Annotated in this window: 10 protein-coding genes; 6 read left to right on the top strand and 4 right to left on the bottom strand. The window is 44.1% G+C overall.

Annotation, left to right across the window (positions count from 1 at the left end; genetic code table 11):
* Positions 1-68: 68 nt before the first annotated feature.
* From ACRD7P_RS09310 to ACRD7P_RS09300, 3 genes are all read left to right on the top strand, one after another.
* The gene (locus ACRD7P_RS09310; RefSeq protein ID WP_430907279.1) at positions 69-653 is read left to right on the top strand and encodes a HupE/UreJ family protein; all 585 of its coding nucleotides are present in this window, start codon (positions 69-71) and stop codon (positions 651-653) included.
* Between the two features lie 97 nt (positions 654-750).
* On the top strand, positions 751-1,197 hold the full coding sequence (locus ACRD7P_RS09305; protein ID WP_430907278.1) for a deoxycytidylate deaminase: 447 nt from the start codon (positions 751-753) through the stop codon (positions 1,195-1,197).
* 3 nt (positions 1,198-1,200) lie between these two features.
* A complete protein-coding gene (locus ACRD7P_RS09300; RefSeq protein WP_430907277.1) occupies positions 1,201-2,820 on the top strand; it encodes a S41 family peptidase in 1,620 nt (539 codons plus the stop codon).
* On the opposite strand, the gene ACRD7P_RS09295 is transcribed toward ACRD7P_RS09300, so the two are convergent.
* Positions 2,817-3,020, bottom strand: a complete 204-nt coding sequence (locus ACRD7P_RS09295; RefSeq protein ID WP_430907276.1) for a hypothetical protein — start codon at positions 3,018-3,020, stop codon at positions 2,817-2,819. The genes ACRD7P_RS09300 and ACRD7P_RS09295 overlap by 4 nt on opposite strands.
* A gap of 18 nt (positions 3,021-3,038) precedes the next feature.
* Positions 3,039-3,620, bottom strand: a complete 582-nt coding sequence (locus ACRD7P_RS09290; protein WP_430907275.1) for a MarC family protein — start codon at positions 3,618-3,620, stop codon at positions 3,039-3,041.
* A 114-nt stretch (positions 3,621-3,734) separates the two neighbouring features.
* Between ACRD7P_RS09290 and ACRD7P_RS09285 the strand changes: the two genes are divergently transcribed.
* The gene (locus ACRD7P_RS09285) at positions 3,735-4,307 is read left to right on the top strand and encodes a DUF3109 family protein (RefSeq protein WP_430907274.1); all 573 of its coding nucleotides are present in this window, start codon (positions 3,735-3,737) and stop codon (positions 4,305-4,307) included.
* Here the strand turns inward: ACRD7P_RS09285 and ACRD7P_RS09280 are convergent.
* Together ACRD7P_RS09280 and ACRD7P_RS09275 are read right to left on the bottom strand one after the other, a co-directional pair.
* Positions 4,297-6,210, bottom strand: coding sequence for a tetratricopeptide repeat protein (locus ACRD7P_RS09280; protein ID WP_430907273.1), 1,914 nt, complete (start codon positions 6,208-6,210; stop codon positions 4,297-4,299). The two genes, ACRD7P_RS09285 and ACRD7P_RS09280, sit on opposite strands and share 11 nt — an antisense overlap.
* 59 nt (positions 6,211-6,269) lie before the next feature.
* Entirely contained in the window at positions 6,270-7,004 is a 735-nt protein-coding gene (locus ACRD7P_RS09275; protein ID WP_430907272.1) for a LytR/AlgR family response regulator transcription factor, read from the bottom strand.
* A 1,694-nt stretch (positions 7,005-8,698) separates the two neighbouring features.
* On the opposite strand from ACRD7P_RS09275, the gene ACRD7P_RS09270 reads away from it, so the two are divergent.
* Together ACRD7P_RS09270 and ACRD7P_RS09265 are read left to right on the top strand one after the other, a co-directional pair.
* On the top strand, positions 8,699-9,685 hold the full coding sequence (locus tag ACRD7P_RS09270) for a ribonucleotide-diphosphate reductase subunit beta (protein ID WP_430907271.1): 987 nt from the start codon (positions 8,699-8,701) through the stop codon (positions 9,683-9,685).
* A 138-nt stretch (positions 9,686-9,823) separates the two neighbouring features.
* Complete coding sequence (locus tag ACRD7P_RS09265; protein WP_430907270.1) at positions 9,824-12,310, top strand: ribonucleoside-diphosphate reductase subunit alpha; 2,487 nt, start codon at positions 9,824-9,826, stop codon at positions 12,308-12,310.
* Positions 12,311-12,754 lie beyond the last annotated feature (444 nt).

The following is a 12,754-nucleotide window of genomic DNA, read 5'->3' as shown; positions in this document are numbered from 1 at the left end:
CGAAGGGATGTTTCCTGCCGGTTCAATTTTCACTGTATCTTTGAGGGGTTTTCGCTAAAACGGTATACATGCAGGATTTTTTCTTCTATCTGACCCTTGGGCTACAACACGTTCTCGATTTCAACGCCTATGACCATATTTTATTTTTATCGGCCCTAGCGGTACCCTTTACCTTCAAACATTGGAAACCCGTTTTGGTATTGGCCACACTTTTTACCATTGCTCACTGTTCGTCCCTGGCCTTATCGGTTTACGATGTGCTGGTGATGGACGTGGCCTGGATCGAATTTTTAATTCCGGTGACCATCGCGCTTACCGCCCTCTTTAACCTGTCGTACGCCAAAGCCGATAAAAGTCAAAAAAGCCTGGTGCTGCATGGTATTGCTACCGTATTTTTTGGATTGATCCACGGTTTCGGCTTTAGCAACTATTTTAAAATGCTGATGGCCGAAGAAACCGACAAATTATCGCCTTTGTTCGGTTTTGCATCAGGTATTGAAGTTTCACAGGTGTTGATCGTACTAACGGTTTTACTCTTCTCATGGGCCGTTCAATCGATCGGAAAGGTCAGACATCCGATTTTTACGGTGGTGGCCTCCATTTTCATTATCTTTTTGACCATTCCGATGATGATCTCGACCTTTCCCGGGTAGCATTTCACGCAATATTAACCCATTTTCGTTGTAGGAATTTGGTAAAGCGGGTATATTAGTGGTTCTTCGGGAAATCAAAAGTTCCAAGGGATCGCATATGAACGAGAGCAAGCAAACAAAATACGACAAGGCCTATTTGCGGATGGCACAGGAATGGGGAAAATTGTCGTACTGCAAGCGAAAACAAGTGGGTGCCATCATTGTAAAGGACCGTATGATCATCTCCGACGGGTACAACGGTACGCCGACCGGATTTGAAAACTACTGTGAGGACGATGAGGGCTACACCAAATGGTACGTATTGCATGCAGAGGCCAATGCGATCAGCAAAGTAGCGGCCTCCACGCAATCCTGCGAAGGGGCAACCCTATACATTACGTTATCGCCCTGCAAGGAATGTAGTAAGTTGATCCACCAATGTGGCATAAAACGTGTAGTATATAAAACGGCGTACAAAGATACTTCCGGATTGGCCTTTTTAGAAAAAGCCGGCGTATCGCTCGTGGCCATGCCCGATATCGAAAGTCTAGCCCCAAAGCGTTAACATATGAATAAAATAGCTCGATTTCTCTGGCCTACCGTTATTGCCGCCGCATTGGGGCTGGGTATTTTTTTGGGGGGCAAGCTCAATTTTAACGACTCCCCGGAAAAATTGTTCACCACCAATTCCAAAAAGGACAAATTGAACCGTTTGATCGACTATATCGATTACGAATATGTCGATGAAATCGATACCGACAGTATTGTCGATGTCACCGTGAACAATATTCTGGAAAAGCTAGACCCCCATTCGGTATACATTCCCGAAAGGGAAATGTCGCAGGTGTCCGAAAACATGAAAGGCGATTTTGTGGGCATTGGCATCAATTTTTACCCGATAAAGGATACCATTGCGGTAATCCGAACCATTCCCAAAGGCCCCAGTTTTAAAAAGGGCATATTGGCAGGGGACCGTATTTTAATGGCGGACAAGGACACCCTGTACGGAAAGGATATGGGCAACGAGGCCATCATAAAAAAACTGAAAGGAAAAAAAGGAAGCTCCGTACGCCTAAAAGTGTATCGAAAATCGGAAGACCGCACCTTTTCGGTAACCGTCACCCGGGATGTGGTCCCCATCAAAAGCGTTTCATCCTATTTTATGCTGAACGACGACATCGGTTATATCAAGGTAAACCGTTTTGCGGAGTCTACCTATAAAGAGTTTAAAAAGGCCCTGAAGGAGCTTCAGTCCAAAGGAGCCAAAAAACTTGCCTTGGACCTTCGGGACAATCCTGGAGGGTATTTAAATATTGCCGAGCGAATGGCCGATGAATTTCTAAAAGACGGCAAATTGATTCTTTTCACCAAGAACAAAAAAGGGAAGATAGACAAGGTGTATGCCACTGAAAAGGGCACTTTTGAAGACCAACCCATTTATGTGCTCATCAACGGTCGCTCCGCCTCCGCAAGCGAAATTATTGCGGGCGCTCTGCAGGACAATGATGTTGGTACCATCGTGGGCCGCCGTTCGTTCGGAAAAGGCTTGGTACAACGCGAAATGGAACTTGGCGATGGGTCCGCGGTACGGCTTACCGTTTCTAGATATTACACCCCTACGGGACGTTCCATTCAAAAATCGTACAAGAACGGCCATAAGGACTATTATCAAAAATTTACCGACCGCTACCATAACGGAGAGCTCATTTCGGTGGACAGCATCAAAGTAGCCGATTCCCTCAAATTCACTACCCCCAAAGGAAAGATAGTGTATGGCGGTGGTGGAATTATACCGGACGTGTTCGTACCCATTGGAAAGAACGAGGAAGAGGTGATCAATGTTCGGGAAAGTTCGGGACTCTTCTCTTATTTCGCTTTTGGCCATTTGGACGAAGATCGCTCACGGTACCGCGATTATACCAAAAAGACGTTTTTGAACGATTTTACACCGGATGATATTCTTTTCGAGAAGTTTATCGATTTTTGCCTACAGCAAGGTTTTCAGATGGACTTTTATGGATTTGAGGACAAAATAAAGCGTTATTTGAAAGCGGCCATCGCGGACCAACTGTTCGATTCGAACCTGCATGCCAAAATTATCGGCGAGGACGATGCCATGCTCCAAAAAATTATAACGTTGGAAAGGGCCGTAGCGAAGGAGGGGGAAACCTTTACCGAAGAAGATTAATCTTCGTTTACCTTTTTCTGGATTTTTCTTGAGGTCATAAAAATAAGCAGCAAGACCATTGCGCACAACGAGGCGACGATACCGATCAAAGCGACTACACTATCGCCCTCCAAAAGGTTATCGAAATCCAAAAGGGTAACGTTGTACGAAATTAAGGCAATGGCCAAGATCATTAGTATAATGGAAAGGGCTTTGCTCATAGGATAAATTGAAATTTATTAATTTAAGAGTCCGCTGATATTGGTCGTGAACAGCTTCACCGCAATGGCCATCAAAATGACCCCAAAAACCTTACGGATAACGCTTACACCGTTCTTTCCCAATACCTTTTCCAATCGTACGGACGACTTCAATACAAGATACACAAAAATAATGTTCAAGATGATGGCAACAATGATATTCTCCACATGGTACTCGGCCCGCAAGGAAAGCAAGGAGGTGAGCGTTCCCGCACCGGCAATAAGCGGAAATGCAATGGGCACTACCGAAGCGCTCTCGGCCTCATCGTCCTTGTAAAGGGAAATACCCAAGATCATTTCTATGGCCAGAAAGAAAATGATAAACGCCCCGGCAACCGCAAAGGAATTGACATCGATACCGATAAGCTTTAAAATTTCTTCCCCCAAAAATAGAAAGGCGACCATCAAACATGCTGCAACGATCGAAGCCTTCTCCGATTGTATATGCCCTACTTTATTGCGAAGGCCGATAACAATAGGGATACTGCCCAAAATATCGATAACCGCGAACAGCACCATAGTGGCCGTTGTGATTTCCCTTAGATCAAAGTGAAGATCCATCTCTTTTTTTTTGTAAAATTACAGTTTCAAACGGTGTTTTCAGTGCTTTTTATCAGAAATGATGCTCCTGGGAAATGCACTAAAAAAGTATCTTTGAACTTGTAATACAACGCTATGTTTCAGTTAGGAAAAACCATTGTTTCGGAGGAAATTATCGATACCGATTTTGTATGTAACCTCAACGCTTGTAAAGGAGCGTGTTGCGTGGACGGAAACGCCGGCGCACCTTTGGAAGATGGGGAGACCGAAATTCTTTTGGATATTTACGAGAAGGTAAAACCCTTTTTGCGCGAAGAGGGAAAAGCGGCCATTGCGGAGCAAGGGACCTTCGTGAAAGGGGAAGATGGGGAATGGGAAACACCCTTGGTCAACGATAGTGAATGCGCCTATGTTATCTTTTCCGAAAACGGCACGGCAAAATGTGGTTTGGAAGAAGCCTACGAAAAGGGCGCCACATCATGGAAAAAACCGATCTCTTGCCATTTGTATCCCGTCCGCGTTCGGGAATATACCGAACTGACCGCGGTAAACTACCACCGATGGGAAATATGCGACCCTGCCTGTAGTTTGGGTACGGAGCTAAAGGTACCGATCTATAAATTTGTGAAAGAGGCCCTGGAACGGAAGTTCGGAAAAGCCTGGTACCAAGAACTGGAGCAAGTGGCCGAAGAACACCTTAAATCGTAGGGATGCGGAGTACCACCTTGGTACCTGCGGCCCGATCTTCGGCATCGTAAAGGTCTACGAAGGCAATTTCGAAAGAGTGCTCAAAATCTTTGGAAAAGTTGGCCAGACGCTCCTTGGTGATATCGATGCCCACCGATTTTCTTTTCAGTACCCTACCTTCCTTAATTTTTGCGGCGGCCTCGCGGCCTACACCGTTGTCGCGGATTTCGATAATGATGAAGGCCTCCCCGTCGCGGCGAACGTGCAACAAAATTTCCTTAGATCCTTCTTTTGAGGAAAGACCGTGCCAAAGCGCGTTCTCCAAAAACGGCTGCAAAATTAGCGAAGGGATTTTCACCTGCTGGGTATCGATACCCTCCTCCACCTTGATCTGAAAATCGATTTCGTTGGAAAATCGGATATCTTCAATGTTCATGTACAACGATACCGTTTCCAACTCCTCTGCCAAGGGAATTTCCTTGACCGAGGACGCCTCTAAAATTTTGCGCACCAGCTTTGAAAACTTGTTCAAATAGTGCACCGCATTTTTTTGCTCGTTGTTAATGATATACAACTTAATGGAATTCAGCGAATTGAAAAGAAAATGGGGGTTCATTTGACTGCGGAGCATGCTCTGCTCCAAGGTGAGCACTTTCTTTTCGTTCTTTAACTGATACTGGCGGTATAAAATGTAAAAGATACCGGCCAGCAATGCCAGGGCGATACCACTGATCAAGATCAAGGTCTCGTTTTTGCGCAATTTCAGCTTAACGTTTTCGTTCTCCATGGCCAACACCTCGATCTGGTTGGTCTTCTTCTCCGCCTCGTAGCGTACGATCATATCGTTCACATAGCGCATGTTTCGCTCTTTGGAAATTTCCCTATCGTAACGCTGCGCCAGTTTGTGATATTCAAAGGCCTTTTCAAAATTCTTTTGCCGCTCCCATAGATCGGATAAAAATTTATAGGCTTCGGAAACGTTGCTCTTCAAATCAAAACGTTCCGCCAAATCTTTTCCTTTCATCAGGTATCGGTTGGCTTCCCCGCACCGATCTAGGTGCATGAGGCTCCATCCCATATTAATGTATACCGAGGAAATGATCGCTTTGTCCCCTAGGGCCTCCGCGGTCGGTAACATACGTTCCAACAACGCCAACGCCCGCTCGGTAAGCCCTTGGTGTACGTATACGTGGGCCAAACTATAGTTACAGATGACCCGCCCACGATCCGAATCTATCTTTTCATTGTATACCAAGGAAGCTTTAAAGCTCTCTTCCGCTTCCTTTAATTTGCCCTGCGCCTCAAAACACTCCCCGATATTTTGGTAATTGATGGCCAGGCCCAGGTTATTGTCCAGCTCCTTGTCCAGCGCCACCGATTCTTGAAACTGGCCAATGGCCAGGTCGTACTGCTCCAACAACTGATAAATGTTACCGATACTGTTGGATGACACGTTCATGCTGCGCTTAAGCCCTATGGAAGGTTCTTTAACGGACTCGGCCAACGCCAGTGCTTTTTGACTGTAATCCAGTGCCGATTTTATAACCTCCGTGCGTCTGAAGATCACACTGATCATGTTAAGGCTATATACCTCAAATTCCAGATTTTTACAGGCCACCGCGGCCGTAAGGGCTTGCTGGTGCAACGCAAGGCTACGGGAAAATTCTGAAACGTCCCGATAACTTCTGCCCATTTGGTTCAATGCATACGCACGACCGTCCAAATAGTTCCGTTCCAGTGCTTTGGAAGCAAAAAAGGACATCAAAAAAGTATCTTTTCGCACTGGGCGAAGTACCGCATCCAGCTCCTGATATGTTTTTGGTGCCACGTCGATAAGACTATCGACCGTTGTTGCGAAAGATTGTGGAACTTCCTGTGCCCGAGCGGGCCGTACCGACCCAAACAGCAAAAAGGCAAATACCACTGTGATAACCGCTTGAGCATCAAGACATATGTAAGGTTTGGGACACTGCATAGGGAACGCTAGAGCATGTCCAGAAAATCGGATTTTTTCTGGCGCGACACGGGTATCTTGTGGTTGGATTTTAGAATGACGTAGCCATCGGTCTTCAAAAACTCCTTTATTTTGTGCAGGTTGATGATATAGGAATTATGTATTCTAAAAAACGAATCGTCCGGAAGCAGTTCGTTCACCTCTTTCAATTTTTTGGTCAGTACAATTTTTTGACCATCGGACAAGTAGAGCGTGCTATAGTTTCCGTCGGACTCGGCATACAATATTTCATCGTTTTCCAAAAAAAGCAGCTTTCCATCGGTATTGATGGTAATTTTTTTATGACTGGCCTTTGCATTGAAATTCAACAAGATACGCTCCAAACGTTCGGCGGAGAAATGCTTCGCATTGTGTTTTTTGATCTTAAAAATGGTATCCTTGAGATCATCGGTATCGATCGGTTTTAACAAATAGTCGATCGCCTCGTGCTTTAAGGCCTTGATGGCATATTGGTTGTAGGCCGTGGTAATGACCACTGGAAAGTTTTTGTTGGTCAATTTCTGGATAAACTGAAAACCGTCCATGGTCGGCATTTCAATATCAAGAAAAAGACAGTCGGGTGTATTGCGTTCCAAGTAGTCCAACGCCTCCCTTGGATCGGTAAAAGATGCACCGATATTGATTTCGTCACTAAAATTGGTCAACTCCCAAGACAAACTTTGCAGCGCCTTGATTTCATCGTCGACAAGTACCGCCTCTATCATCTTCGAATGGATATGTTAATGGTTAAAATAATCAAAAATAGTATTATGCGTAAGGTTTTTATAAAAAGATGTGTCAATGGAAGCTTTTCCAGTATAATCGGTCAAAACCGGGCTATCCTCCATTTAGGTCGTAAATAGGGCTATCGTAAAAGAATTTCATCCTACTTAAACGGTTCGTCAAGGTGCCGGCAAACCTACAAGGAAAACATATTCCCATAACCGTAAAAATTATCTTCCGCCAAGGGCTCCCACATATTTCAGCTCTCGCCGTTTCCCTGAAAACTCTTGAGGACCCTTGCACGAAGGAACATCATTTCAAGAAGCGTTTTTGTACAAGGAAGACATTCCATGTTGCGCTTTTTAGAGACAATAAACACTGTAAAAACCTACAATTTACCGTCTTGCAAAGTGCTAAAAATAGCGAGATTTCCATTTATACAAAAAAAACTGCCATTTATACATGGATCGTATGCCGATTCCACCCTTTACATACTTTAGCGCTGCCATAATACCAAAAGGCACTTCGAAAAATAAAAGTGAACAAAATGAAAAAATGTCTCATCATGTTTCTGGTTTTTGTGTGCGCATTACTTCTGGCGACCGTGATCCAAAAAGCGGATAATTCCGTACATATTTCGGGTATTACACAGGCGCAAAATTAGTCTATGTTTTTGCAAGAAATCGCACCAAAGCTAACGACAAAGGGATTTAGAAAGAAATATGATTTATTTTTGTAAGTTTTTCCTACATTACCAGTAGGCTTGCTACAAAAAAGAATTAACATTGACTTAACATAAAGTTTTGATTTATAAGGCTCTTAGAACTTAAAATGTGTATTTTTACAAATCGATTCCCCAAGTCGACCGCTAGTTTCAAAAATCAGTTACCAACCTAACATGGTTTTGAGTACTATTGGTATAAAAAATTTTGGGACTTCAATCACCCCAGAACATATTTATGAGACTGCCAGCCGTTAGGTACGACTCTACGGTCATGTTTTAACAAAGAACATGAAGTGTCGCAAGACAACCATCCGATGAGTTTGCCATCACTGAGCGCCAAATCGATTCGTCGGTTCGGTGTAATGTTCGATAATTAGGTTTCGGGGGAACTACCTAAGTCGACACTCTAGTGAGGCAACATCGATTTAGATACTTCGGGAGGGTCGTACAGGTTTGGCGGTATCATATGTTCTAATTCCTTTGATCGAAAGGGAGTTGTTGTGCCATTGCCCCCGCTACAACACGGCACATTTCAAATAACGGACACATCCATACCTCTTGGCACACTACCCCTACCGACAGCGATGTAACTAATTTTTAGACTTTGTTGCTTTTTTGACCTTGGTTAAATTTAATTGGGGTCGCCCTTTTATGAAATCCGATAAGGTTTTTCATAAAAGCCAACCATTTTTGAAGGGGACCACCTTCAAACCAAAAAGTATATTCCAAAACATACTTTTTGGTTTAAAATTTACTGTTGAACTTCAATGTAAATTTTATGTAAACCCTTATTCTTCGTCAACGTCAGCATATATCACTTGCGAGCCTAGATTTCAACATGCTATGTTAAAAACTTTGTAGTTTTAAATCTCAAACAACCATCAAAAAACCCCTCTTTTTTTGAATCTTTGTCAGCCCGTACACAAGGGTATTTTGCCTCCCGTTCACACTAACTTTTTAAACCATAAAAATATGTCCACAGCCCTAGAGCCGATCTTGGAACCCAACGACGACCGATTTGTTATCTTCCCCATACAGCATCACGATCTGTGGGAATGGTATAAAAAGTGTGAGGCATGTTTTTGGACGGCCGAGGAAATCGACCTTCACGAAGACCTGAACGATTGGAACAACAAACTAAGTGATGACGAACGCTATTTTGTGAAACACATTCTAGCATTTTTCGCAGCTTCCGACGGTATCGTAAACGAAAACCTAGCGGAAAACTTTGTTAGTGAGGTACAATATACGGAGGCCAAATTTTTCTATGGTTTCCAGATTATGATGGAAAACATCCATTCGGAAACCTATTCGCTCTTGATCGATACTTATGTAAAGGACGAAAAGGAAAAAGGAATGCTTTTTAGGGCCATTGAAAACTTTCCGGCAATCCGAAAAAAAGCGGATTGGGCGCTCAAGTGGATCGATTCGCCCAGTTTTGCGGAACGGCTTATCGCCTTTGCAGCGGTAGAGGGCATCTTTTTTTCCGGTGCGTTCTGTTCTATTTTCTGGTTAAAGAAAAGAGGATTGATGCCCGGGCTTACCTTTTCCAATGAGTTGATTTCCCGTGACGAGGGCATGCACTGCGACTATGCGGTACACCTCCACAACAAACACTTGATGAACAAGGTTCCAAAAGAGCGCATCACCGAAATTTTGACCAACGCATTGGAAATCGAAAGAGAATTCATAACCGAATCCTTACCGGTGAGCCTTATTGGGATGAACTCCAATTTGATGACCCAATACCTAGAGTTCGTTACCGACCGGTTGCTGGTAGAATTGGAATGCGACAAGGTATATAACGCCACCAATCCTTTTGACTTTATGGATATGATTTCCCTTCAAGGAAAAACCAATTTCTTTGAAAAACGGGTCTCAGAATACCAAAAAGCAGGCGTATTGAACAAGGAAAAGGACGAGGACGCCCAGAAAATCAGTTTCGACGCAGATTTCTAAATACCGAACACACTTTTATAACCCACCTTCTTTCCTTCTTGGAAAGCATACCGGGTGTTTTGATCAACCATCATACAATTGCCGAACCAAACCAACGTATCGGCCCAACCAACGTATCACCTAAATTAAAGTAAGCACATGTTTGTACTCAAAAGAGACGGAAGAAAGGAACAGGTCATGTTCGACAAAATTACGGCCCGCGTAAGAAAGCTTTGTTATGGCCTCAACGGACTAGTAGATCCTTTAAAAGTGGCCATGAGGGTCATCGAAGGCCTCTACGATGGGGTGACCACCTCGGAACTGGATAACCTTGCCGCCGAAATTGCCGCTACAATGACCACCACGCATCCGGATTATGCCAAATTGGCCGCACGCATATCCGTATCGAACCTACACAAAAACACCAAAAAATCGTTTTCCGAAACGATGAAGGACCTTTACGAGTACGTGAACCCGAGAACCGGTAAAAAAGCACCGCTTTTGTCCGACGAAGTGTTTGCCGTAATTTCCGAAAACGCCGAGCGTTTGGATTCTACCATTATCTACAACCGTGATTTCGGATACGATTACTTTGGTTTCAAAACCCTCGAACGTTCCTATCTGTTGAAGTTGAACGGTAACATTGCCGAGCGACCGCAACACATGCTCATGCGGGTATCCGTAGGCATCCACCTCAACGATCTGGACGCCGCCATAGAAACCTATGAGCTGATGTCGAAAAAGTACTTTACCCACGCCACCCCGACACTTTTCAATTCCGGTACGCCAAAACCACAAATGTCGTCCTGTTTTCTTTTGGCGATGAAAGACGATAGTATCGACGGCATATACGACACCTTAAAAAATACGGCCAAAATTTCCCAATCTGCGGGAGGTATCGGTCTATCCATACACAACATTCGCGCAACCGGCTCCTATATCGGTGGTACTAACGGCACCTCTAACGGCGTAGTTCCCATGCTAAGGGTATTTAACGATACCGCCCGCTACGTAGACCAAGGTGGTGGAAAAAGAAAAGGAAGTTTCGCAATTTACATGGAACCATGGCATGCGGACATCTATGAGTTTTTAGATCTAAAAAAGAACCACGGTAAAGAGGAAATGCGTGCGCGCGACCTGTTCTACGCCATGTGGATTCCAGACCTGTTCATGAAACGCGTAGAGGCCAATGAGAGTTGGACCCTAATGTGCCCCAACGAATGCCCAGACCTGTTCAATAACCATAGTGATGCCTTCGAAAGCCTTTACGCCAAATATGAAGCGGAAGGAAAAGGCCGTAAAACGGTAAAAGCACGGGAACTATGGGAAAAAATATTGGAAAGTCAGATCGAGACCGGAACACCATACATGCTCTACAAGGATGCTGCAAACCGCAAGAGCAACCAAAAAAACTTGGGTACCATACGTTCTTCCAACCTGTGTACCGAAATTATGGAGTATACCTCTCCCGACGAAATTGCGGTATGCAACCTGGCTTCTATCGCCTTACCGATGTTCGTTAAAAACGGGGAGTTCAATCACAAAGAACTGTTCAAGGTGACCAAAAGGGTCACCAAAAACCTGAACAAGGTAATCGACCGCAATTATTACCCGGTAAAGGAAGCTGAAAACTCCAACATGCGCCACCGTCCCATTGGGCTCGGTGTCCAAGGTTTGGCGGACACCTTTATCCTGTTGCGTTTGCCATTTACCAGCGACGATGCCAAAAAGTTGAACCAAGAAATTTTTGAGACGCTATATTTTGCAGCGGTAACCGCTTCCATGGAACTTGCACAGGAAGAAGGAACCTATTCTTCTTACGAAGGTTCCCCGATTTCACAAGGTGAGTTTCAGCACAACCTATGGAACATAAAAGATGAAGAACTTTCCGGAAGATGGGATTGGGGCAAACTAAGAAAAGAAGTGCAAAAGAACGGTGTTCGCAACTCCTTGTTGGTAGCACCGATGCCAACCGCTTCCACCTCACAGATATTGGGGAACAACGAATGTTTTGAACCCTATACGTCCAATATTTACACCCGACGGGTACTTTCCGGTGAGTTTATCGTAGTAAACAAGCACCTTTTGGAAGATTTGGTATCCTTAGGCCTTTGGAACGAAAACATGAAGCAAGAGTTGATGCGTGCCAATGGCTCCATTCAACATATTGAAACCATACCACAGGAAATCCGTGACCTTTATAAAACGGTTTGGGAATTGAGCATGAAGGACATCATCGACATGTCGCGCCATAGAGGTTATTTTATCGACCAAAGCCAGTCGCTCAACTTGTTTATGGAAAACGCCAACTACGCAAAGTTGACCTCCATGCACTTTTACGCCTGGAAGAGCGGCCTGAAAACCGGAATGTACTATCTGCGTACAAAAGCTGCCGTAGATGCCATTAAATTTACTTTGGACAACACCAAGAAGAAGGAAATGCCTATCAGCATAGCTGCAGAGGCCGAAGTGGCCGCGGCAACTCCCGCAGCGACAGAAGCTCAGGCAATGCAGGTAGAAACGACACCGGTATCACCACAGACCGAACTGGACATACAGCCGATGACTCCCGAAGAAATGAAGGAAATGATCGCCAAGGCAAAAGAAGGACAGGCCGATGACGACTGTCTGATGTGTGGTTCCTAACACACCGGTAAACCGGATCAAACAGAAAAGAGCGCTATTTTGTAATGAAATAGCGCTCTTTTTTTGATATACGACCGATTTGCTATGGTTCGATAAAGCCGAACACCGCTATAGATTTCATTCGAAAAAACCAATCGGTAACGAATAAAAAAATAAAAGGTGTTTTTTGATAAGGCCCAAAAAGAACAGGACCCAAATTTTTAAAAAAAGAAAGTAATACCATTTTAACTTTGAAATGGTATGTATAGAAATTGAATTATTTTTTAGGTATTCAAGGCGAAAAACCTAAGCATAGCCGTAGCTACGGTTAGATTCCCAATCAAGCTGGGGACAGGCTTTCTAACGAAGAATAACTGAAAAAGAAACCATTTATTAATGCTATTTCAACGTTAAAATGGTATAACGCCCTTATTTGTTCAAATAAGGTTTTAACGCAATCGCAAA

The organism is Maribacter sp. 2-571, assembly GCF_050589625.1.
Taxonomy (GTDB): domain Bacteria; phylum Bacteroidota; class Bacteroidia; order Flavobacteriales; family Flavobacteriaceae; genus Pelagihabitans.
This window is presented reverse-complemented; position numbering and strand designations above follow the sequence as displayed.

Coding starts and splice junctions, on each gene's coding strand:
- ACRD7P_RS09310 (WP_430907279.1), top strand. CDS start 69: ATGCAGGATTTTTTCTTCTATCTGACCCTTGGGCTACAACACGTTCTC.
- ACRD7P_RS09305 (WP_430907278.1), top strand. CDS start 751: ATGAACGAGAGCAAGCAAACAAAATACGACAAGGCCTATTTGCGGATG.
- ACRD7P_RS09300 (WP_430907277.1), top strand. CDS start 1,201: ATGAATAAAATAGCTCGATTTCTCTGGCCTACCGTTATTGCCGCCGCA.
- ACRD7P_RS09295 (WP_430907276.1), bottom strand. CDS start 3,020: ATGAGCAAAGCCCTTTCCATTATACTAATGATCTTGGCCATTGCCTTA.
- ACRD7P_RS09290 (WP_430907275.1), bottom strand. CDS start 3,620: ATGGATCTTCACTTTGATCTAAGGGAAATCACAACGGCCACTATGGTG.
- ACRD7P_RS09285 (WP_430907274.1), top strand. CDS start 3,735: ATGTTTCAGTTAGGAAAAACCATTGTTTCGGAGGAAATTATCGATACC.
- ACRD7P_RS09275 (WP_430907272.1), bottom strand. CDS start 7,004: ATGATAGAGGCGGTACTTGTCGACGATGAAATCAAGGCGCTGCAAAGT.
- ACRD7P_RS09270 (WP_430907271.1), top strand. CDS start 8,699: ATGTCCACAGCCCTAGAGCCGATCTTGGAACCCAACGACGACCGATTT.
- ACRD7P_RS09265 (WP_430907270.1), top strand. CDS start 9,824: ATGTTTGTACTCAAAAGAGACGGAAGAAAGGAACAGGTCATGTTCGAC.